Annotated in this window: 15 protein-coding genes; 5 read left to right on the top strand and 10 right to left on the bottom strand. The window is 61.5% G+C overall.

All coding sequences use genetic code 11. From position 1 onward, the window contains the following. Window positions 1–7: 7 nt before the first annotated feature. Window positions 8–1,252, bottom strand: coding sequence for an MFS transporter (locus tag VIM98_RS09160; protein ID WP_331992793.1), 1,245 nt, complete (start codon window positions 1,250–1,252; stop codon window positions 8–10). 124 nt (window positions 1,253–1,376) lie between these two features. Between VIM98_RS09160 and VIM98_RS09155 the strand changes: the two genes are divergently transcribed. Together VIM98_RS09155 and ppk1 are read left to right on the top strand one after the other, a co-directional pair. Next, entirely contained in the window at window positions 1,377–2,147 is a 771-nt protein-coding gene (locus tag VIM98_RS09155) for a helix-turn-helix transcriptional regulator (protein ID WP_331992792.1), read from the top strand. A gap of 258 nt (window positions 2,148–2,405) precedes the next feature. Then, window positions 2,406–4,568, top strand: coding sequence for a polyphosphate kinase 1 (ppk1, locus tag VIM98_RS09150; RefSeq protein ID WP_331992791.1), 2,163 nt, complete (start codon window positions 2,406–2,408; stop codon window positions 4,566–4,568). 16 nt (window positions 4,569–4,584) lie between these two features. Here the strand turns inward: ppk1 and VIM98_RS09145 are convergent, their stop codons facing one another. Further along, window positions 4,585–5,139, bottom strand: coding sequence for an NAD(P)H-dependent oxidoreductase (locus VIM98_RS09145; RefSeq protein ID WP_331992790.1), 555 nt, complete (start codon window positions 5,137–5,139; stop codon window positions 4,585–4,587). 211 nt (window positions 5,140–5,350) lie between these two features. On the opposite strand from VIM98_RS09145, the gene VIM98_RS09140 reads away from it, so the two are divergent. Then, on the top strand, window positions 5,351–7,057 hold the full coding sequence (locus VIM98_RS09140) for a diguanylate cyclase (protein WP_331992789.1): 1,707 nt from the start codon (window positions 5,351–5,353) through the stop codon (window positions 7,055–7,057). 136 nt (window positions 7,058–7,193) lie between these two features. Here VIM98_RS09140 and VIM98_RS09135 read toward each other — a convergent pair whose 3' ends face one another. The 8 genes from VIM98_RS09135 to VIM98_RS09100 all read right to left on the bottom strand — a co-directional run bounded on the left by VIM98_RS09135 (window position 7,194) and on the right by VIM98_RS09100 (window position 20,254). After that, on the bottom strand, window positions 7,194–9,458 hold the full coding sequence (locus VIM98_RS09135) for a thiamine pyrophosphate-dependent enzyme (protein ID WP_331992788.1): 2,265 nt from the start codon (window positions 9,456–9,458) through the stop codon (window positions 7,194–7,196). Window positions 9,459–9,503: 45 nt separating this feature from the next. Further along, complete coding sequence (locus VIM98_RS09130) at window positions 9,504–9,965, bottom strand: hypothetical protein (RefSeq protein WP_331992787.1); 462 nt, start codon at window positions 9,963–9,965, stop codon at window positions 9,504–9,506. Further along, the gene (locus VIM98_RS09125) at window positions 9,962–10,507 is read right to left on the bottom strand and encodes a GNAT family N-acetyltransferase (protein WP_331992786.1); all 546 of its coding nucleotides are present in this window, start codon (window positions 10,505–10,507) and stop codon (window positions 9,962–9,964) included. Before VIM98_RS09125 ends, VIM98_RS09130 begins: the two co-directional genes overlap by 4 nt. Before the next feature lie 30 nt (window positions 10,508–10,537). Continuing rightward, window positions 10,538–11,707: an acyl-CoA dehydrogenase family protein gene (locus VIM98_RS09120; protein ID WP_331992785.1), complete on the bottom strand. Its 1,170-nt coding sequence runs from the start codon at window positions 11,705–11,707 to the stop codon at window positions 10,538–10,540. A gap of 345 nt (window positions 11,708–12,052) precedes the next feature. Continuing rightward, a complete protein-coding gene (locus VIM98_RS09115) occupies window positions 12,053–12,949 on the bottom strand; it encodes a LysR substrate-binding domain-containing protein (RefSeq protein WP_331992784.1) in 897 nt (298 codons plus the stop codon). A 533-nt stretch (window positions 12,950–13,482) separates the two neighbouring features. Beyond that, complete coding sequence (locus tag VIM98_RS09110; RefSeq protein WP_331992783.1) at window positions 13,483–14,412, bottom strand: 5'-nucleotidase; 930 nt, start codon at window positions 14,410–14,412, stop codon at window positions 13,483–13,485. 34 nt (window positions 14,413–14,446) lie between these two features. After that, complete coding sequence (locus tag VIM98_RS09105) at window positions 14,447–15,208, bottom strand: NAD kinase (protein ID WP_331992782.1); 762 nt, start codon at window positions 15,206–15,208, stop codon at window positions 14,447–14,449. A 114-nt stretch (window positions 15,209–15,322) separates the two neighbouring features. Continuing rightward, window positions 15,323–20,254: an NAD-glutamate dehydrogenase gene (locus VIM98_RS09100; RefSeq protein ID WP_331992781.1), complete on the bottom strand. Its 4,932-nt coding sequence runs from the start codon at window positions 20,252–20,254 to the stop codon at window positions 15,323–15,325. A gap of 617 nt (window positions 20,255–20,871) precedes the next feature. On the opposite strand from VIM98_RS09100, the gene VIM98_RS09095 reads away from it, so the two are divergent. Further along, complete coding sequence (locus VIM98_RS09095) at window positions 20,872–22,062, top strand: efflux RND transporter periplasmic adaptor subunit (protein ID WP_331992780.1); 1,191 nt, start codon at window positions 20,872–20,874, stop codon at window positions 22,060–22,062. A 15-nt stretch (window positions 22,063–22,077) separates the two neighbouring features. Continuing rightward, window positions 22,078–23,846, top strand: a 1,769-nt coding sequence (locus tag VIM98_RS09090; protein ID WP_331992779.1) for an efflux RND transporter permease subunit, incomplete at its 3' end; no start/stop codon positions are given.

Raw genomic sequence — 23,846 nt, 5'->3', positions numbered from 1 at the left:
GCGCGCCTCAGGCGCGCCGCCTGCGCACTTCGAGGTTGGGCAGGAACACGGTGATCACTCCGATCAGCGGGAGGAACGCGCACAGGTGATAGACATAATCGATACCCTGCGCGTCGGCGACACGGCCCAGCACCGCCGCACCGATACCGCCCATGCCGAAAGCAAAGCCGAAGAACAACCCTGAAATCATGCCGACGCGACCCGGGATCAACTCCTGGGCATAGACCAGAATCGCCGAGAACGCCGAAGCCAGGATCAGGCCGATGACCACGGTCAGCACGCCTGTCCAAAACAGATTCGCATAAGGCAGCATCAGGGTGAATGGTGCGACACCCAGGATGGATACCCAGATCACCCACTTGCGACCGATGCGATCGCCCACTGGCCCTCCGATGAGGGAACCTGCCGCCACCGCGAACAGGAACACGAACAAATGCGTCTGCGCGTTCTGCACCGACACGCCGAACTTGTGGATCAGAAAAAAGGTGTAATAGCTGCTGATGCTGGCCAGATAGAAATACTTGGAGAAGATGAGCAAGCCAAGGATAGTCAGCGACGCAGCGATCTTGCCCTGCGATAGCGGCAATGCCATGGCATGAGCCACGCGTCCCTTGCTTATTCTATGCTGGGCACCGTACCAGCGGCTGACTTGCAGCAGCACGACGATAGCCAACAGCGCGGCCAAAGCAAACCACGCAACGCTGCCACGACCGTGCGGCACGATGATCCAGGCGGCCAGCAGCGGCCCCAGCGACGAGCCTGCGTTACCGCCGACCTGGAACAACGATTGCGCCAGCCCATGCCGACCGCCCGAGGCCATGCGCGCCACGCGCGAGGATTCGGGGTGGAACACCGAAGAGCCGGTGCCCACCAGGGCCGCGGCTACCAGCAGGATCGGGAAATTCGGGGCCGACGCCAGCAGGAGCAGCCCGCCCAGCGTAAAGCCCATGCCGATCGGTAAGGAAAACGGCATCGGCTTTCGGTCGGTCACCATGCCCACCAACGGTTGCAAGAGCGACGCGGTGAGCTGGTAGGTCAAGGTGATCAGGCCGATCTGACCGAAGCTCAGATGGAAATCGCCCTTGAGGATCGGATAGATCGCCAGAATCAACGATTGGATCATATCGTTGAGCAGGTGCGAGAAGCTTATCGCGCCGATAATCCGATATTCGGTCTCGCCCTCGGTCTGCTGCGCGGCAGCGGGTTCGACGGAAACAGCGGGGCTGAGCGTAGTTTCGGCTTGAGCTTGCATGGGTCCGATGTCGCAAAGGTCGGGTATGGGCGGGGACTTGCACCTTATGGGGCGTCACCTTAGAGTCATGCGCTCCGGCCCGCACACGTTATTGGGTCAAGAATCGGCGAATTTGGGCCAATCCATGCGTAATGCCCGTATCGACCGTCACGAAGACACGCCGCGCGACCTCGTCGCGACCGGCAACGATTATCCTGCGCACTACGTACTGCACCCGCATTCGCACCGGCGCGCCCAGCTCCTTTACGCCATGACCGGCGTGCTAACCACCATCACCCAAGAAGGCAGTTGGGTGATTCCCCCCCGGCGCGCCTTGTGGATTCCGCCAGGCGTTACGCATGAAGTGCATATGGGCGGCCCGGTATCCACACGCAGCGTGTATGTCCGTGAAGATGTGGCTCGCGCGGCCGGCCTGCCGACACGCTGCGAGGTGATTGCGGTCTCTCCTCTGCTGCATGAGCTGCTGCTCGAGGCGGTCGATGTACCCATGCTCTATGAGCTCGAAGGTCGCGACGGCACCGTCATGCGTCTGCTGCTGGAAGAGATTCGTCGCATGCCTACCTTGGCGCTTAGCACACCGCTGCCACGCGAGCGTCGCCTTGCCGCGTTGTGCCGCCATTTGCTGGAGCAACCCTCGCAAGAAGTAAGCATCGATACGATGGCTGCTCGTGCAGGCATGAGCCGACGCAGTTTCACTCGCGTCTTTCGCGAAGAGACCGGCATGAGTTTCGCGGCATGGCGGCAGCAGGCTTGCTTGCTGGCCGCCCTTACCCGATTGGGTAACGGCGAACCGGTGACGCAAGTCGCGATGGACTTGGGTTACAGCAGTTCGAGCGCCCTATCGGCAGTGTTTCGGCGGGTGCTTGGCGTGCCGCCTAGTGAATTCAGGGGGTGAACGGTGCGAGCTTGCTGGCTTCGTCTGTTATGGGACGTTGATCGTGCAAAGAGCCCCCACCGCAACGCGCATTACCAGACATTATGGGAGATCTGCCCTTCCAAGTGACCGCACAACGTCGCCTATCGGCGCTCAAATGGCTCCCACGGGCCGTAAAACCATCCCTAATTTTTGCACTGATACATTTTCGCAACATCATACCCCTGTAACATTCGGTTGCTCTTAATGAGTGACATTGCCTTGCCCAAGCGACAAACCATGAATACCAGCATCGCCAGTCCCGAGCCCGTTCCGCCATCGCGCGCCGAAAAGGTATCCAAGGATGCCACGGCCGAGACAGCCGTCGCGCCCGACCTGAACGACGCCAGCCTGTATATCCATCGCGAGATCTCACAACTGCAGTTCAACATCCGCGTGCTGGATCAGGCATTGGATGAGAGCAAACCACTGCTGGAAAGATTGAAATTCCTGCTGATCTTCTCGACCAATATGGATGAGTTCTTCGAGATTCGTGTGGCGGGCTTGAAGAGCCAGATCGCCTTCGATCATGAGATCGTCGGGCCCGACGGCATCGCACCCAAGCGCGCATTGGCGGAAATCAGCGAGATCGCGCATAAGCAGATCGAACGGCAGTATTCGATTCTCAATGACAAGATCCTACCCGAGCTCGATAAGCAGGGACTGCGTATCGTGCGACGCAATCAATGGACGCACAAACAAAAGCTCTGGGTTCGCCGCTATTTCCGCCACGAGGTGGCACCGTTGGTCACGCCGATCGGCCTGGACCCGACCCACCCATTCCCATTGCTGGTCAACAAGAGCCTGAACTTCATCGTGCAGTTGGAAGGCACCGATGCCTTCGGACGCGACTCGGGCCTGGCGATCGTACCGGCGCCGCGGGTGCTACCGCGCCTGATTCGCCTTCCGGACGATGTCTGCGAGGGCGGCGACAATTTCGTACTGCTCTCCTCGATCATCCACGAGCACGCTGACGAGTTGTTTCCCGGCATGTCGGTACTGGGCTGCTATCAGTTCCGCCTGACCCGCAATGCGGATTTGACCATCGACCCGGAAGATGTCGAAGACCTCGCGCGCGCGCTGCGCGGCGAACTGTACTCGCGCCGCTTCGGCGATGCGGTACGCCTGGAGGTCGCCGACAACTGCCCACGCAATCTTATCGATTACCTGCTCAAGCAATTCGGCTTGGCCACCGATGAACTTTATGAAGTAAACGGTCCGGTCAACCTTGCACGCCTATTTGGCATGGCCAGCAAAGTGCAGCGTCCGCAATTGAGCTATCCACCGTTCACGCCATCGATTCCCAAGTCCCTGAAGAAGGCCGAGGACTTGTTCCAGGTCATCGCCAAGCAGGATGTCCTGCTATTACATCCTTACGAATCGTTCGCACCGGTGGTCGACCTGTTGCACCAGGCGGCCAAGGATCCGAATGTGCTTGCGATCAAGCAGACGCTTTATCGTAGCGGCGCCACTTCCGAGATCGTCGATGCCCTCGTCGATGCGGCACGCGCCGGCAAGGAAGTCACCGCGGTCGTCGAGCTACGCGCGCGCTTCGACGAGGAGTCCAACCTCTCGCTGGCCTCGCGATTGCAGCAAGCCGGCGCGGTAGTGATCTATGGCGTGGTCGGCGTGAAAACGCATGCCAAGCTGATGCTGATCCAGCGGCGCGAGGGCGCGGAACTGGTGCGTTACGCGCATCTGGGTACTGGCAATTACCACACCGGCAATGCTCGCCTGTACACCGACTATAGCCTGCTCACCTCCGATGAAGCGTTATGCGAGGATGTGCACCGGTTGTTCAGCCAGCTTACCGGCATGGGCAAGGTGCAGCATATGAAAAAACTGCTGCATGCTCCGTTTACGCTGAAAAAGACCTTGCTGGAACTGATCGCCCAGGAGACCGCGCATGCGACCGCCGGCCGGCCGGCGCAGATCATCGCCAAAGTCAATGCGCTGACCGACCCGAAAATCATTCGCGCGCTGTACAAAGCCAGCATCGCCGGCGTAAAGATCGAGCTGATCGTGCGCGGCATGTGCTGCCTGCGCCCTGGCGTGCCAGGTGTTTCGCACAACATCCGTGTGCGCTCGATTGTTGGACGCTTCCTTGAACACAGCCGCGTGTACTGGTTTGCCAATAACGGCGAAGAGCGTTTCTACCTGGCCAGTGCGGACCTGATGGAACGCAATCTGGATCGTCGCGTCGAAACCGGCTTTCCGATCGAAGGCAAAAAACTGCAGCAGCGCGTGCGCAAGGAACTGGACCTTTACTTGGCCGATAACGCCAATGCCTGGCTGCTGCAGAGCGACGGCCAGTACCAGCGCCCCTCGGCCAGTGGCCTACGCAACGTGCAGGCACAGCTTCTGGAAAAGCTTTGCGGTGTCGGCGCCGCCACCGAAGCGTGACGGCGTCGCGGGTACATCATGGCTTGAAGCGGCGCACCCAGGCGACGTAGCGGCCGACGAAGCCCTGCAGGAATTTCTGTGTGCTTTCTACGCCGATGTTGCCGTCGGCGTCAAACAAGCCTTCCTTGAAATGGATAAATACTTCCGGCTGGGCGAGCACATGTACATCCAGGTAGGCCAGCACATTGCGCAAATGCTGCTGCGACATGGCCGTGCCAGTAGCGGCCACCGAGGTGCCGATGACCGCACCGGGCTTGTCGGCAAATGAATTGGTTCCCCAGGGCCGCGAGCCAATATCGATAGCGTTCTTGAGTACTCCCGGAATGGAACGGTTGTATTCGGGCGTAACGAATAACAGGGCATCGGCCGCTTCGATCTGTTGCTTCAGACGGGCGGCGTTAGCGGGGTAGTCGTGATCGAAATCCTGCGTGTAGAGCGGAAGGTCGTCGATGCGGACATGCTCAAAGGCGAAATCCGCCGGCGCCAGCCGCTCGACCGCCCGCGCCAGGCAGCGATTGAACGAGTCCTTGCGCAAGCTGCCCACAAACACCGCCACCTTCACCTGACTCATGACCTTCGCCTCCGCTCTCGGTTTGCCGCATGGGGACCGGCAAGATTTTGGCCGTGGAGTGATTTAGATCGTGTGATGGCAGCCATCTGGCCTACGCCGTGAAGGGGAGCTCATTTGGGCTGCCACTCCTCTATGCTGTAGCTCACATCCATGCAACTGCGGAGGGGACGCCCTCCGGATAGCAGGAATACCGGCAGACAGGGGACCGGGGATGGACCAACAGGCGCTCGCCACGACCAGACGCCACCATGGATGGAGGTATGCAGCAGCTTGTCTGCCGGCCTTGCTCTGCGGCCAAGTGCAGGCTGAGCTGGCTATGCGGGCGGCTTGGCTGCCGTTGCGCAGCGCCGATACCCCCTCTATCGCGATGGCGGCCTATCGACACGGCGACTTCCAGCGATTCGATCCGACCCAGCTGATTCGCCTGCCAGCCGAGGGTAGCTGGCTCGTATTGACGGCCGAACCGCCCTGGGTCGGCTCCGAACGCCAGCTTTCGATCTATCCGCCCACTGCAGGCGATGTCAGGCTCTACGATGCCGATGGCGCAGGACGTATCCCTCCCAGTGATAGTCATGGCAGGTTGAGTTTCCGACTCGATGCCGATGTGCCTGCTTCGCAGCCGATGCTACTTAGGTTCGCGCCGTTCGACGCAAGCATTCCAGTCAGTTTTACGCTGCAGGATCGCGACGAGTACGAACGTGACGACGCACACCGTTTGGCCCTGGCCAGCGCTTGCCTTGCAACCATGCTGGCCATGGCTTTGATGGCAGCGTATTTCGCACTGGTGCTCAGCGACCGGACCTTGATCTGGTATGTCGGGCATGTCATCTGCGCTGCGCTCTTTCACGGCATTCGCACAGGCTATGTTGTCGAACCGCTGGGTTGGCCCCCACAGATTGCAACCTTGCTCGGCCCTATCGCCTCTGCACTGTCGATGATGTTCGCGGCCTTGTTCGCGACGCGCTTCTGTCAACTCAAACGCTATGCCACATGGCTGCATCCGGTCGTACTTGCCTTGGCAGTGGGCATGGGCTCGATCGCCGCCCTGCTTGTCAGTCACCTGCCCTTGTTAGAAGATGCCGCTCATACCCTGCTTGAACCGCTACGCCTGCTGTGTGCAGCCTTTCTGTTGCTGGCGTCCGTGATCGCATGGCTACGCGGTGCGCGACATGCCTGGTTCTTCCTGCTGGGTTGGACGCCGTGGCTGGTGATAACCGCCTTGCGCAGCAGCCAGGCCGGCGGAGCGCTGCCCCATGCGGTATGGCTCGGCGATGCGAGCCTCGCTGCCAGCGCGTTCCAGGCCTTAGCCCTGTCCCTTGGCTTGGCCGACCGTGCTCTTCATGCCCGGCGCGATCGCGAGGTAGTGCAGGAGCTGGCCGACTACGACGCGCTGACCAAGATCCTCAATCGCCGGGCCTGGACCGAGCGCGCGCAGGCGCAATTCGTAACGGGCCCGTGCCAGCCGCTGGCATTGCTGTTCATGGACCTGGACAACTTCAAGACCTTGAATGATCGGCTAGGCCATGCCGCCGGCGACCGCGCCTTGATGTCTGTCGCGTCGGCGTTGCGTCAGGAGCTGCGCCCGGGCGACTTGCTGGGTCGTTACGGTGGCGAGGAATTTGTCGCGGTATTGCGCTGCATCGACCAGAACCATGCCCTGCAAGTCGCCACGCGTCTGTGCCGGCGCGTGAATCGCCTGGAAATTCCGGTCGATGGCAAGGGTCTGACGCTGAGCATCAGCATTGGCGTCGCCATACGCATGCCGGAAGATACCGTCGCTTCGCTAGCCGAACGCGCGGATCAGGCCATGTATGCGGCGAAGTTGAATGGCCGTAATCGTGTGCAGCTCGAAGAAAGGTTCAACCGCGAAGTGGAGCGGCGTGGAAATGCCCCGGAAGTGCACCGCCATCGAGAATGAAAGCCCTCTAAAACCTGACTATCCCATAGGAGCGGCTTCGGCCGCGACCGCCAGGGCGCGGCACCGCCGGTCGCGGCTGAAGCCGCTCTTGCAAGATAGCTGGCTTTTTGGAAGTTTTCTTCACCAGCTACCCGCCCTAAGCCATCTCGGCGGCGGCAGCCACCACATCCTTTTCGCTCGGCAACACCAGCAACGCGGCGCCGGCCAATGGCGTATAGGTATCGGCACCGACCACGCGGCGCAACGGCGTAGCGCCATAGCCCGTTTCGACGATCGCGGTAATGACACCCTCGCCCACACCCGCACTACGACGGCCTTCGTCCAGCACAATGATGCGCTTGGCCATGCGCGCATGCTCGGCGATGAATGCGTCATTCAAGGGGGCTAGCCAGCGCAGATCGACCACGCGCGTTTTCCAGCCTTGTGCTTTTTCGATGTCACGTGCGGCACGCAATGCCATCGGCACGCCATTGCCGAAGGTAAAGACAACCAGATCGTCGGCATCTTCGCCGTAGACACGACCTTCGCCCAACGTCATCGCCGTGCCTGGCTCGGGATAGCCAAACTGCCACTGGCCGTCGCCGGCCTCGTAAAGGTCCTTGGTCATATACAACGCGATCGGCTCAAGAAAAGCACAGACACGGCCGTCGATCTGAGTGAGCGCAGCCAGCGTGCGCAGCATCGTTGCCGCGTCGTCGCCACGACTGGGGCAGCCCACGATCAGACCGGGAATATCGCGCAGTGCAGCAATCGAATTATCGTTGTGAAAGTGACCGCCGAAGCCCTTCTGATAGCCCAGAGAGGCCACTCGCATCAGGATCGGGTTGCGATACTGATCGTTGGAGAAGAACTGCAGGCTGCTGGCTTCGCCGCGGATCTGATCGCAGGCATTGTGGAAATAGGCAAGGTACTGGATCTCCGGGATCGGCAGCATACCCATATTGGCGAAGCCCTGAGCCAACCCCAGGATCACGGTCTCATCCAACAAAGTGTTGAACACGCGGCTGTTCTTGAATGCCCTGTGCAATCCCTTGGTAACTGTATAGACACCGCCCTTCTGCGCGACATCCTCGCCGAACAACAACGACTGCGGATACTTTGCCATCAAGTCGTGCAAAGCCTGGCCGATCTGAATCGCCAAGTGACGCGGAGGTTGCACCTCGGGCAACTTCTCGGCACTACCGAATGCGGCAAGACGGCGCTCGGCGTAGTCGCTGCGCTCAGCCTCGTGCTTGACCGCTTCGGGCGTATAGGGCGCCAGCGGTTGCATGACCTCTTCCAGGCTCGAAAGCTTGGGACGACGGTCGGCCTCTTCGGCCGCCGCAAAGCAGCGCTTGCGAATGGCTTCGTACAAGGCCAGCAAAGTTTCCTTGGTATAAAGGCCCGATTCCAACGCAATAGCTGCCGATCGCAACAAAGGATCGGTGGCTTCGACGGACACCAGCTCCTCGATGCTGCGCCATTCGATCTCGAAGTCCGTACCAGCATGTCCCATCACGCGTGTCGTCTTCATATGCAGGAACGTCGGCCGACGCGTGTTGCGGCAGTGCTCGACCGCGCGGCGCACCTGCGCATAACCCTCGGCCAGATCCAAGCCATCGGCAAAGAAATAGTCGAGGTTGGCGCGCTGCTGGAAATTGCTTGCCACCCAGCCCATCGGGGTCTTCACCGAAATGCCGATGCCGTTGTCTTCGCAAACGAACAGCACCGGTGCGGGCAGCTTCTGGTAAGCCGTCCATGCAGCGGCGTTGAAAGCCGTCTGTGCGGTGGCATGGTTGCTCGACGCGTCGCCAAACGAACAAATGGCGATGGAATCGTCCGGTATCGGCAAACGATGGGCGATGCGGCGCGCCTGCTCGATCGCCACGGCCGTGCCCAGCGCCTTGGGCAGGTGCGAGGCAATGGTCGAGGTTTGCGGCAGCACCCACAACGGCTTGCTGCCCCAGACCTTGTGGCGACCGCCGGATGCGGGATCTTCGCTGCTGGCGGCGAAGGAAAGGGCCGAATCCATCACCGGATCCATGCCTGGCAACTTGCGGAAGCGCTCGGCCATGAAGCCGCCGGAACGATAATGCAAGAACGCCGGATCGGTGTGTCTTGTCAGGCGTGCGACCATCGCGTTGCCTTCATGGCCGGATGAGCCGATCGTGTAGAACACCTTGTTCTGCACGCGCAGAACGCGTGCCATCAGATCCAGGTGACGTGAGATCAACTGCGATTCGAACAGCTCGCGAAAACCGCGCGCGTCGAGCTCACTGCCCGGCAAGACCGGCGCGTCATCATCCGGTGCGGCGTACGCGTCGCCCTGCCAGAACTGCACGAACTCGGTGAAGTTCTGATCGACGATTTCGGCACGATTGAAGCCTTTATGACGTGCGGTGATGGCAAACGGAACAGACATGTCGGTATCCAGTTCAAGAGCGCGGACGCACCACGCAGCAAAGTTTCAAGCCAGAGCGCGCAACAAGGCGGCGCGCTGCAAATCCTTGGGCCGGGCAAAGCATTCCAGGATGCGGATCTGGTCGGCAATCGCAGGCACCGGTATCTGTACCGGGCCGCACGATACAAACATCCGCTCACCGATCTGTACCGCTTGCCAGGCGCCCTGGTCGAACAACTCCAAACCACCCATCACTTCCAGTGGCAAGCCCGAGAAGCGGAAGCGACCGAAACGCGACCGGAAACGCTCCGCACCCGCCGGCGTGTAATTGTCCTCGCTTCGAGATCGCCAACAACTCGCGAGGCGATCGGCGTCCTCCACACTGGTCAACACATCGATATCGGCAACGCTCACCACTGCACCGACCAGGCTCACCGCGGCACTACCGATAACGGCCCAGCGATCGTGGCAAAGGCGATGCAAGTCCGGGGCAGCCTCGGCCAGGGTGAGCCCTATCTTTTCGTTCATGCCAGGCGGCGACGGCGCCATTCTTCGCGGCTCTGCCCCCAGATTTCGATCTCCACGTGCTCGTATGGCGCAGGCAGCTTGCCGGGACCACGATTGACCGAACCCAATCGCCTCGCCAAAGCCTGCGAGGGCGCGTTGTCGCGATCGATACTGTGAATGACATCGGTCCAGCCGAGGCGATCGAAGGCCCAATCCATGCTGGCGGCGGCCCCTTCGTGCGCATAGCCCTTGCCCCAGGCTTCCCGGGCGAGGCCCCAACCCACTTCGGTCCCGGGCCAGCCTTCCGGCTGCCATGGGCCCAAGCGGCCGATCCAACGACCCGTGGCTTTTTCGATCACGGAGAACATGGCGAAACCCTGCATCTGCCAAGCGCCGACCATGACCAGGAAATTACGCCAGGCGGCGGCGCGGGGCTGATAGCCGCCAATGTAGCGCGCCGCTTCTTCATCGGCCATGTTCTGCGCCCAGCCGTCGAAATCCTCGAGCACGGGCGGCCGCAGGATAAGACGATCGGTTTCGATACGGATGCTCTGCCAGTCCACCGACGGCTCCTCCCTACCCTGCCTTTGGGCTCAGAACGCGTTGATGCCGGTCAACTCGCGACCGACCACCAACTGGTGGACTGTCTCGGTACCCTCGTAGGTGATGACCGATTCCAAATTGAGCGCATGGCGAATTGCCGAATGCTCAGTGGTGATGCCCGCGCCGCCGAGGATATCTCGGCACTCGCGCGCGATATCGATCGCCATGCGACAGTTGTTCCACTTGGCCAGCGAGACCTGCGTAGGCTGCATGCGGCCCGCGTCCTTCAGTCGGCCAAGTTGTAGCGACAACAGCTGAGCGCTGGTGATGCGGCGCGCCATATCAGCCATCTTCAGCTGAACAGCTTGATTGGCTGCCAGCGGGCGGCCGAACAGGACGCGCTCCCGGGTGTAATCCAGCACTTCGTTCAAGCAGGCAATGGCGGCACCGATCGGGCCCCAGGTGATGCCGTAGCGCGCCTGGGTCAGGCAGCCCAGCGGACCTTTCAAGCCCTTGACGCCAGGCAGGCGAGCGCTATCGGGCACGCGTACATTGTCGAAGAACAGAGCCGAGGTCACCGACGCGCGCAAGCTCATCTTCTTGTGCACTTCCTGCGCAGTGAAGCCCTTGCTGTCGGTCGGCACGATAAAGCCCTGGATGCCATCCTCGGTCTGTGCCCAGACAATGGCGATATGCGCCAGGTTGCCGTTGGTGATCCACATCTTGGCGCCGTTGATGACCCAATCGCTGCCATCGCGTTTGGCCTGGGTTTTCATATTGGCCGGATCCGAGCCGCCATGCGGCTCGGTCAGGCCGAAGCAGCCGATGACCTCGCCCGCGGCCATCTTCGGCAGGTAGTGCTTCTTTTGTTCTTCATTGCCGTAGGCGTAGATCGGGTACATGCATAGCGAGCTCTGCACGGAGGCAAAGCTACGCAAGCCCGAATCGCCCCGCTCCAGCTCCTGGCAGATCAAGCCATAGCTGACACCGTTCATGCCGGCACAGCCGTACTCTTCGGGAAGGGTCGCACCAAGCAGGCCGAGGCTGGCAATCTCCGGAACCAGTTCCTTCGGGAAGCGGCCCTGGTCGAAGCAGTCGCCAATGATCGGCAGCACTTTTTCGTCGACAAAGCGGGCTACGGTGTCCTGCACCATGCGCTCTTCGTCGGAAAGTAACGAGCGGACGTCATACAGGTCGAACGGGTTCAAGCGAGCGGACATGCGTTGAGCTTCCGGGAGGACGATAGACAAGATGCCTATTCTATCCGCCCCGGGGTGGGCGGTCATGGTGCGGAGCAACCGTGGGGGGCGGTGGCCCCACCAGTCAGGCCAAGGGTCATGCCCCGGCCTTGCGGCTAGCCGGCACTCGTCGAGTCTCCTGCGACTGTCCCCGCCCACTCGCTGCCCTGTTCAACTGAGCCTGTCACGGACTCGATCCGGAAAGGGGCTGGAAGGGGTAAACCCCGGCGGGAAACTGGACACCATCGTTTGGAGCATGGCGACCGAGGTAATGATTCGTCCCCGCTCCCGTAAACAAGGAACCGCATCGTTTCCCTAGGAGGATCACTACGGTAATTCGGAGGAAACACTCATCTCGCGCTGGAGCCAGTCCCTGAACGAGATCAGCGCATGGACCAAGGGCTGCTCTTCCCGCAGCACGAACCAATAGGAGTGGTTGCCGTCGACCTGAACGTCCATCAACTGCACCAGATGCCCCTCGCGCAGCGTGCGCGCAACCATGCGCTTGTCGGCAATGACGATGCCCAAGCCATCCACAGCCGCCCGAATGGCCATGTCGGTCTGCTCGAACTCGTAGCCTCCCTGAGGATTGATATGGTCCAGCCCCGCCGCTTCGAGCCATCGCGGCCAGATACTCCGGCGCTTACCCTGTTCGGTGACAACGTGCAGCAGTGGCATGCGCGTGAAGTCCGGCGCGCGCTGATCGTGCCCCAACAACAAGTGGGGCGAGCAGACGGCAATGTGCTGCTCGCGCATCAGGAACGTGCTTTGCAAATCCTCCCACTCGCCATCGCCGTAGCGAATGGCACAGTCGATCGCACCCGATTGCGTAAGATTGTCGTCATTGAAGTGCGTCAGTGTGATTTCGATATCCGGATGCAATTTTCGCAATCTGGGCAATCGGGGTAACAGCCAGCGGCCCGCAAATGTCGGCGGCGCATTGACGCGCAATCGGCTCAAATGCTTGCGATCCCGAATATCGCGCACCGTCAGCTCGATCTTGTCGAACGATTGCTTGAGCGCCCTGAGCAAGAGCCGTCCGGCGTCGGTGAGTTGAAGATGATGATGTCGCCGCAACAGTAGCGGCTCATCCATTTGTTCTTCGAGCTGGCGTACCTGGCGGCTCACCGCGCTCTGTGTAACGCCAAGCAACTCAGCTGCGCGTGTGAAGTTGCCTGTCGTTCCGGCAACTTCAAACGCCTTGAGTGCATTAAGCGTTGGCATGTTCCTGTTCAAATGCCTGCCCTCCATGGCAATTCTTCCCTCTTCCCTGCACATGTCTTCCTGACGCGTGCTTTCCGCGCACTCCGACGCCAGCAGGGCCGCTTCCTTGCGAGCCTTGCGGTCTAGTACTTTGGTGCTCTTCCTTGCTCGATATCGCTTTCGCCGCACCACTGGTCTCACCAAAAGAAGAAGCGGCACATGTGTACGCCCCATCTCAAGCGCGAAAGGTCTCGCCCTGAAATACGGGTCGCCACGACAAGGCCGTCATGAGGAGGTTTGCCCAAGCGCTTCGAGTCCATTCGAAAGCCTTCAATCATTCAGGCCGGCCTATCCACACCTGCTCGGTTGGCCGCGTTGAAATCTGGAAACACGTTAAAAGGGTCAACGCATTGGCACAACCGACTAAATCGAAGGCTAAACCCGAGAAAAACGCCAGACGCTTCCCAAAATATCGGGTGCAACGTGCCCTCGCTGCGAAAAAGCAGCGACCAACTGATTGATTGACAAAGAAAAGCTCAACCGCTTTTGAGCACTCAGTTGTTGCTCACTCCGTGCGGCACATGACCAGTCGCGACATGCCTGCGCGCAGACTCGACATTGGCCGGCGAATCGTCGAAGAAGATATCCGCACCAAACGCAGCCAAAAACGGACCCTTATCGCGCCCGCCAAGAAAGAGCGCCTCATCGATGCGCACACCCCAGCGGCGCAAAGTCAGGATCACGCGCTTATGGGCCGGAGCGGAACGCGCCGTAACCAGAGCCGTGCGGATGGGCGAATTCTCGGCCGGGAACGCCGTTTGCAATCGGTGCAAAGCAGTAAGAAAACCGCGAAACGGTCCAACCGATAAAGGAGTATCGGCCTGTTCGCGCTCGTTACGATGAAAAGCTTCCAGGCCTTCTTCGCGCGATACACGCTCGCCCTCATCGCCAAATATGACCGCGTCGCCATCGAAGGCGATGCGCAGTTGCTCGGTGGCACGCGGTGGCGCGACCGAAGGAAGAATGGTGGCCGCAGCCACGCCTGCGGCTAACGCCCGTCCGACATCTTCGGCATTGGCCGAGAGAAACAGGTCGGCCTTGAACGGTGCAATGTAGTCCGAGGTCGGCGCGCCGCTGGTGAAGGCCGCGCGGCTGATCTCCAGGCCGTAATGCTGGATGGCGTTGAAGATGCGTAAGCCGGTATCGCCCGAATTGCGCGAGAGCAGGATGACTTCGACCGGGGGCAGATCGCCGGCAAGCTTGTTCATTCCGAGCAGCTTCTGTACCAGCGGAAAGGCGACGCCTGGCTGCAGGATCTCGTTCTCATGCTCGATCTGATAGGCCCGATAGGCGTCCAGACCGTCGCGCTCGAACAGATCGTGGCTATCGCCCAGATCGAACAGGGCTCGCGACGAGATAGCCACCACCAGCCGGTTATCGGCCGCGGCGCGAGGATCGTGAGCGTCGGCGGAGCTGCGAGTCATGCGCGAAGATTAGCAGACCTGAAGTTGGGCTTACTCAGTCCGGAGCGAATTGTTCATCCAGAATACGCTGCTCCAGATTGTGCTCGGGATCGAACAGCAGACGTACGCCATGGTCGGTTTGCTGACGGATCAATACCGATCGGATATCGCGCACCTCATGAAAATCGGCCGTCGCGCTGACCGGGCGCTTAGCCGGATCGAGGACGCGCAGGTTGACCTCGGTTCGGTGAGGCAAGATGGCTCCACGCCAGCGGCGCGGACGAAACGGGCTGATCGGCGTCAGGGCAAGTACGTTGCTGTCCAGCGGCAGGATAGGTCCATGCGCCGACAGGTTGTAGGCGGTCGAACCTGCAGGGGTGGAAACCAGGATGCCATCGCAGACCAGATTCTCCAGTTTCACCGCATCGTTCAATTTCACTTCCAGATGTGCGGCCTGGTTGCTCTGGCGGAGCAGGGAGACTTCGTTGAACGCCAGCGCCTCATGCACTTCGCCCGCGCCACAAGTCACCCGCATGATCAGCGGATGCAGCAGGGCCGCATGCGCGCGATCGATGCGCCCAGGCAAATCGTCCAGGCGATGCTTGTTCATCAGGAACCCGACGCGTCCGAGCTTCATGCCGTAAACCGGCGCGCCGGTCTCGCGATAGGCATGCAGAGTACGCAGCATGAAGCCATCGCCGCCCAGGGCAACGATGACATCGGCCTCGTGCGGTGGCGTGTCCGCATAACGATCGACGAACTTACGCCGGGCTTGTTGGGCAACCGAAGTTTCGCTGGCGACAAAGGCAAAACGCATAAGCGGCTGGCACGTCCTTGATCGAGGCAGTCAGTTGAGCCCAGAAAGCGCGCAGGCGCAAGACCGAACGCACCGCCCCTGCGCCGGTTGACGGCACAGGGGCGGTACGCGGCGTTAGCCTGCCGCCGGCACCTGGGCGAGTTGTGCCAAGCGACGCACCGCTACCGAGGCGATCGGGTAGTCGGCGTTCTGAGTCAGGATTTCTGCCAGCATGCCACGCGTGTATTTCAACGTCGGGTCGTCACGGTTCAACCAGGCCTGCACCGGTGAAACGTCCTTGCTGTTGCCGGTCAGAGCGAGCACCTGCAAGGCCAGCGCGCGGTGCTGGTGGGTCAGTTCGTCCAGCAGCGAACCGCGTGCCTGAGCGTGCCAATGGCCATCCACCGGCAAGGCCTCGATCTGGCCGCGCAGCCACTCCAGATCCAGCGCCTCGCCAAGTTCATAGAACACCTTGGCAACACTGTCGATGGGCTGGCCGCTCTGCTGCGCCACTTCGACAATATCCAGCATCGGTCGCTGTACCGGCAAGCGCGACAAGCGCAATGCCAGTTCCGGCGGCAAGCCGAGACCTTCCCACTTTTCCTGGCTGGTACCGAAATCGGCCTTGCCGGTTTCGGTCAACGCGCCTGGCAGGGCCGTTGCCAGCACGCTGACGCCGGCGTGGTAACGCTCGACATTGGCCGCGATGTCCAGCGTGCCGCCGGGTCGGTTGAGCAACCAGCGGGTAAGATGGCGCAACAACGACCAGATCTGCATGATCGCGTCGATCTGCGTATCCTCGGCCACCTTGCTGTCCATCGCTTCGATCTGAGCCCAGAGGTCGCGGGCGCCGAGGATCTCGCGAGCGGCAGTGTAAGCCTTGGCGATTGCCGCCGGACCGTGCCCGGTATCTTCCTGCATGCGCATCATGAAAGTGGCGCCCATGCGGTTGATCGTCGAGTTGGTCACTGCTGTGGCGATGATCTCGCGCTTCAGACGATGGCGCTGCATGTGCGCAGCGTACTTGTCGTGCAACGGCGCCGGGAAGTAGCGCACCAGCTCCTTGGACAGGTATGGATCTTCCGGCACATCCGATTCGAGCAGTTGCTGGTAAAGGCGCAGCTTGTCGTAAGACAGCAGCACGGAAAGTTCCGGACGGGTCATGCCCTGCCCGCGTGCCTTGCGCTCGGCCAGCTCCGACTCGCTTGGCAGGTTTTCGACCTGGCGGTCGAGCGTACCCTCGCCTTCGAGTGTGCGAATGAAGTGCGCCATCGAGCCCAAGCGGCGCGCCGATTGGTGCTCCATCAAAGTGATGGCCTGGTTCTGACGATAGTTATCCCAGAGCACCAGGTCGCCGACCTCGTTGGTCATCTCCGCCAGCTGACGATTGCGCGCATCGACGGTCAGTTCGTTGCGCTGTACGGCATCGTCAAGCAGGATCTTGATGTTCACCTCATGGTCGGAGGTATCTACGCCGGCGGAGTTGTCGATAAAGTCGGTATTGAGCAGCACGCCATGCTGTGCGGCCTCGATGCGTCCCTTCTGGGTCAGACCGAGGTTACCGCCTTCGCCGACGACCTTGCAGCGCAGTTCCGCGCCATTGACGCGCAGGCCATTATTGGCGCGATCGCCGACATCGGCGTGTGTTTCGCTGGATGCCTTGACGTACGTACCGATACCGCCATTCCACAACAGATCCACCTGCGCCTTGAGGATGGCATTCATCAGCTCGTTCGGCGCAAGCTGCGTGACGTCGGCCTTCAGGCTGAGCGCGGTGCGCACTTCAGGCGAAATCGGAATCGACTTGAGGGTGCGCGCGTAGATACCGCCGCCAGCGGAGATCAACGACTTGTTGTAATCCTCCCAGCTCGAACGCGGCAGCTTGAACATGCGCTCGCGCTCGACGAAAGAACGCTCCGCATCCGGGTTGGGGTCCAGGAAAATGTGACGATGATCGAACGCGGCAAGCAGGCGGATGTGGCGGGACAACAGCATGCCGTTGCCGAACACGTCACCGGACATGTCGCCGATACCGACACAGGTGAAATCCTGGCTTTGGCTATCGCGACCCAGCGCCCGGAAGTGACGCTTGACCGATTCCCAGGCACCGCGCGCGGTGATGCCCATGCCCTTGTGGTCGTAGCCGTTGGAACCGCCCGACGCGAACGCGTCCCCCAGCCAGAAGCCATGCTCCACCGAAATGGCGTTGGCAATATCGGAGAACGTCGCGGTGCCTTTATCGGCTGCCACCACAAGATACGGGTCGTCCTGGTCGTGCCGCACCACGTCGTGCGGCGGGACGACCTTGCCTTCAACCAGGTTATCCGTGATGTCGAGCAGGCCGCTGATGAACATGCGGTAGCAGGCAATGCCTTCGGCCAGCTGGGCATCGCGGTCGCCGCCGACCGGCGGACGCTTGACGAAGAAGCCACCCTTGGAGCCGACTGGCACGATCACCGTGTTCTTCACCATCTGCGCCTTGACCAGGCCCAGTACTTCGGTGCGGAAATCCTCGCGACGATCGGACCAGCGCAAGCCGCCGCGCGCCACCGCGCCGAACCGCAGATGGATGCCTTCCACGCGCGGCGCGCTGACGAAGATCTCGCGATACGGCACCGGCTTGGGCAGGTCCGGCACGCGGCGCGAATCGAACTTGTAGCTGATGTAGCCCCGATAGGCACCTTCCCATTGCTGGAAAAAGCTGGTGCGCAAGGTCGCGCGGATCAGCGCCACGAAGCTACGCAGGATGCGATCTTCGTCGAGGCTGGAGACCGTCTCGAGCAAGGTGCCGATTGCCTCTTCGAGCACCACGACCTGCTCGGCGCGCGGGCGAGCCATCGCACCGACCATGGTATCGATCAGTGCCGGCTGGGCCGAACGGATCGAAGCCGGAATCAGCGCCTGCATCTCGACCGTAAAGGTATTGCCGGCAGCCTTGAGCTCTTCGACCGAAAGCTGCTCGCGGCGCGGATCGAACTTGGCCAGGAACATCTCGACCAGCAGGCCGGCAATGGCCGGGTAGCGGTTGAGCGCATCTTCCATGTAGGCCTGAGAGAAAGCCACGCCGGTCTGCAGCAGATACTTGCAGTAGCCACGCAACATCGACACCTGGCGCCAGTTCAACTTGGCGCCGAGCACCAGGCGATTAAAGCCGTCGTTCTCGGCATTGCCGCGCCAGATCTGCTCGAAAGCATCCTCGAACAAGCCTCCGACCTGCTCGACGCCGAAGGCCAGATTACTCGCCGGCTGCACTTCGAAATCCTGGATATATAGCGTGCCGTCGCCCATCGGCAGGTCGTACAGGTGCTCGGTGAGCACGCGCAGGCCGAGGTTCTCCAATTGCGGCAGCACTTCGGACAACGGCAAATCGGAACCGCTGCGATAAACCTTGAAACGCAGCGATTCGGGCTGGTGTTCCGGATGGTAGAACGACATGCGCATCGCATCGTCGCCCTTGAGCAAGGACAGCTGATGAACATCCTCTGCGGCCACGGCCGGCGAGACATCCTCGACATAACCGGCCGGCAACGCCTTGCCGTAGCGATTGGCGAGCACCACGCCATCGTGCTCGCCCCGCGTGCGGATCAGCGTATCGCGGAGCTCGTCGTGCCAGTTGCGTACGATCACGCCAATCTGTTGTTCCAGGCGTTGCGCGTCGTAGACAGCCTGGTCGCCGATCTTCGGCCGCACAACGACGTACAAACGAGCCAGCGCGGCCTCGCCCATCAACACGGCCGAATCGACCGTCTGGCCATGCAAGGCATCGCGTAAGAGGCTTTCCACGCGCTCACGCACCGCGGTATTGAAACGATCGCGCGGGATGAACACGGTGCAGGTGAAGAAGCGGCCATAGCGGTCGCGGCGCACGAACAGGCGTGTGCGGGCACGCTGGCGCAGCTCGAGGATACCGTTGGCGATGACATTGAGTTCGTCTTCGCTGCTCTGGAACAACTCGTCGCGCGGCAGCGTCTCGAGGATATGGCGCAGCGACTTGCCCGAGTAGGAGTCGCGCTTGAGCCCCGAGCGGGCCAACACCGCCTCCACCTTCTGCCTCACCATCGGCACGTCCTGCGGACGAGCCATATAGGCGTTGGAAGAAAACAAGCCCAGGAAACGCTGCTCGGCCACCGGACGACCTTCATCGTCGAACTTCAGCACGCCGACGTAATCCATGTAGCCCGGACGATGGACCACGGCCCGAGCGTTGGTCTTGGTCAGAATGATCGCATCGGTCGAGCCGGACTGTGGCAGCTCGCTTGCGACCAGGCTGCGCAACGAACGCGGCGCTACCGAGCGCTCACGCTTGTGCAGGATGCCCAGGCCAGACCCTTCCACCGCACAGAGAATCTGCTCGCCTTCGCCCTGCTTGACCTCGTATTCGCGATAACCGAGGAAAGTGAAATTGTCATCGGACAGCCAGCGCAGGAATTCCACGCCCTCCTGCACCGAGGCGCCATCCAGCGGCAATTTGCGCTGCGGCAGTTCGGCGGCGATGGCCTGCACTTTGTCGCGCATCTTGGCCCAATCGCGCACGGCCTCGCGGACATCCTCCAGCGCGGCTTCCAGTTGCGCACGCAGCTGTTCCAGTTCGACCTGGCCATCGACACGGTCGATCTCGAAATGCATCACCGACTCGGACGCGCCGTTATCGTCGCCCAGACGCTTGAGCTTGCCGGTGTCGTCGCGGCTGACCTTCAGCACCGGGTGGATCACTGCATGGATCGGCCAGGGCGCAAGGGTCAGGGTGACCGTATCGACCAGGAACGGCATATCGTCGGTGACGATCTGCACCAGGCTGCGGCCGGCAAAACCCGTTGCCGGATTGACCACGCGCACCGACGCGCGCCGCGGCGTGCGCTGCTGCATGAAATCGATCAGGCCAGCCACCAGAGTGGCCCACTCCGCAGCGCTATGCAGGTCCAGGTCGACCTGCGGAATCCGCGCAAAGAAAGCGTCGATAAAAAATTGCGCCTCTTCAAGGCGCGTCGTAGTGAAGCCGCTCTTTTTCAGTTCCTCGAAAACGACGGTCTGGATCAGACGATCGCCGGACGCTCGCATTGCATTCATGGCAGTTACTAGCTCAGTGAGAGGCAAAAAACCCTTAGAAGGATACGCCGCGAAAGAAGGCGAATCCACCGCGAGCCGTGCTGTGGCGCATCAATGTTTGGTCTTTGTGCAGCTATAAAAATCGACGCGGCTGTATGCAATCGCAGCCGTCTCGGCGTTGAGACATCTCGTCGATGTCGATTCGCGCACCGTGCAATCGTCATAAGGAGGAAGCTGGCGTTCGCGAATGCGGCGACATCCGCCATTCGTATGCTTACCTTCGACCCCCTACTTGGGTCAAAATCCACCCTGTCCGGCTCGTCTCGGCGGAAGGAACCCTCACTCCCTCCGGAAAAACGCGGATGCTTACCGTCAACGGATCGCACTCAATCCGCTCGGCCACCCCATCCGGGGCTAGACCTCGATCCGCAGCAAATTATAAACTGTACTGTGTAGTCTACTTCCCGGCCGGGACGCCAGGAGGCTTAGCAGCAAGTCAGCCGCAGGAGGCGGCCACGCCCGTCCGTCCGACCATTGGCACTGGGCAGCGTGTTGCATCGCAGTAAGCTCACCGATTTAAACGCGCTCCCGTAAGGGCACGCGTTCCACCTCGAATACGCAATAAGAACGGAGTCCCCATGAAGTCCACGTCACTGCGCACACCCGTGCTGTGCCTGAGCCTGCTTGCGCTGGCCGCTTGCGGCAAGAAGGACCAGGCCCCGCCACAGGCGCCGCCGCCGGAAGTCGGCGTAATCAAGGCGCAGACCCAGAGCACTCCGCTCACCGAGGAACTGGTCGGCCGCCTGTCGCCCTACCGCAGCGCCGATGTCCGCGCCCGCGTGCCCGGCGTACTGCTCAAGCGCACCTACACCGAAGGCGCCAACGTCAAGGAAGGCCAGGTGATGTTCCAGATCGATCCGGCGCCGCTGAAGGCCGTGCTGGCCAACGCTCAGGGCAACCTGGCCCAGCAGGTGGCGACCTATACCAATAACAAGATCGCCGCCCAGCGCGCCCGCGAGCTGGCTCCCAAGGGTTATATTTCGAAGTCGGATCTCGATAACGCCGAAGCCGCCGAGCGCAATGCCGCTGCCGCCGTGCAGGCAGCCCGCGCCAACGTGGAATCGGCCAAGATCAACCTGGGCTTCACCAGCGTCACCGCACCGATCTCCGGCCGCTCGAACCAGCAGCAGGTGACCGAAGGTGCCCTGGTCGGCCAGAGCGATACGACCCTGCTGACCACGGTCGATCAGATCGACAAGCTTTATGTGAATTTCACCATGAGCGTGGCCGATCTGGACCGTCTGCGCGGCGCGGCCAGCAAGGGCGATGTGACCCTGGCCGGCCAGGACAAGACCACCGTGCAGGTCACTCTGCCGGATGGCTCGCGTTACCAGCCCGACGCCCTGCTCGACTTCTCGTCGACGACGGTCAACCCGACCACGGGCGCGGTCAACCTGCGTGCCGTCGTGCAGAACCCCGACCAGCGCCTGCTGCCGGGCCAGTACGTCACTCTGACCGCCAATCTCGGCGAACAGCACAACGTGTTCCTGATTCCGCAGCAAGGGATCCTGCGTGACGTATCCGGCGCTTATGCGCTCATTGTCGGTGCCGACGGCAAGGTAGTACGCAAGGGCGTCACTGCCAACAACATGAGCAACGGCAACTGGATCGTCACGGGGGGTCTGACCGCGGGCGACCAGGTCATTGTGTCGGGCGTGCAGGCTGTCCAGCCGGGTGCCCCGGCCAAGGCTTCGCCATGGCAGCCGGGCCAGAATGCCGGCCCACCCAACGCTGCGCAGGGCGGCAAGCCTGCGGCCGGCAAGCAGTAACGGGAGTCGACCGATATGCCCAGCTTTTTTATTGACCGCCCGATTTTCGCGTGGGTGGTAGCGATCCTCATCACCATGGTCGGCTGTATCGCCATGTTGAACATGGGTATCGAGTCCTACCCCAACATCGCGCCGCCGCAGGTGGTGGTATCGGCGACCTTCCCTGGCGCCAATGCCGATACGGTGGAGAAGAACGTCACCCAGGTGATCGAGCAGCAGCTCACCGGTATCGATCACCTGCTGTACTTCAGCTCCTCGTCCAGCGCCAACGGCACAGCGACCATCACGCTCACCTTCGAAACGGGCACCAACCCCGATATCGCGCAGGTGCAGGTACAGAACAAGGTGTCGCTGGCCCAGCCACGCTTGCCTACCGCTGTCACCCAGCAGGGTGTGGTGGTAGCCAAGAACAACCCCGACTTCTTGATGTTCGTGTCGCTGGTCTCTACCAACCCGGTGATCGACGGCAATCGTCTGGCCGACATCATCGCCTCGCAGGTAGCCGACCAGGTGGGCCGTATTCCTGGTGTCGGTAGCACGCGCGTCATCGGTGCCGAATACGCGGTGCGCATCTGGCTGAACCCTGACAAGCTCCAAGGTTATGGCTTGTCGGCCAGCAGCGTGCTCAATGCCGTCTCCACCCAGAACGTCCAGTTCGCCGCCGGTTCGCTGGGCGCCGACCCCGCTCCCAGCGATCAGGCGTTCACAGCCACGGTATCGGCCGAAGGACGTTTCTCTTCGCCCGAGGAGTTCGGCAACATCATCCTGCGCGCCAATAGCGACGGCACGGTGGTGCGCCTCAGCGACGTGGCCCGCGTGTCCTTCGGTCCGCAGACCTACGGCCTGGCTTCAACCTGGAATGGCCAGCCGGTCGGCGGTCTGGGCGTGCAGTTGCTGCCGGGTGCCAACGCGCTCGACGTGGCCACCGCAGTTCGCGCCAAGATGGACGAGCTGGCGAAGGACTTCCCGGAAGGCGTCAGTTGGTTCGCGCCGTACGACACCACCCCGTTCGTCAAGGTGTCGATCAACGAAGTGGTGCACACCCTGGTCGAGGCGATCATCCTCGTCTTCCTGGTGATGCTGATCTTCCTGCAGAACTTCCGTGCCACGATCATCCCGACCCTGGTGATCCCGGTCGCGCTGATGGGTACCTTCATCGGCCTGATCATGCTGGGCTTCACCATCAACCAGCTGACGTTGTTCGGCATGGTGCTGGCGATCGGTATCGTGGTGGACGACGCGATCGTGGTGATCGAAAACGTCGAGCGCATCATGACCGAGGAGCACCTCCCGCCCAAGGAGGCCACCCGCAAGGCCATGGGCCAGATCACCGGTGCGGTGGTTGCGATTACCGTGGTACTGGCAGCGGTGTTCGTGCCTTCGGCGCTGCAGGCCGGTGCTTCCGGCGTGATCTACAAGCAGTTCGCGCTGACCATCGCCGTATCGATGGGCTTCTCGGCCTTCCTGGCCCTGTCGTTCACGCCGGCCCTGTGCGCCACCATGCTCAAGTCGAACCACCACGAGAAGAAGAACGTGGTGTACCGCGGCTTCAACAAGGTGTTCGACTGGGTCACGCATACCTACGGCGGTCACATCGGCAGCGCCGCGCGTCACGCGCCGCGGTGGATGTTCGTCTTCGCGCTGGTCGCCGCACTGGCCGGCTTCCTGTACACCAAGCTGCCGACCAGCTTCGTGCCCAGCGAAGACCAGGGCTTTGCGCTCGCCATCGTCAACCTGCCGCCGAAGGAAGCCACCCGCAAGGCGATGGGCCAGATCACCGGCGC

Source organism: Dyella sp., assembly GCF_036568765.1.
GTDB lineage: Bacteria > Pseudomonadota > Gammaproteobacteria > Xanthomonadales > Rhodanobacteraceae > GSA-30.
Note: the sequence above shows the minus strand (reverse complement) of the source record. Positions and strands in the feature narration are given on the sequence as shown.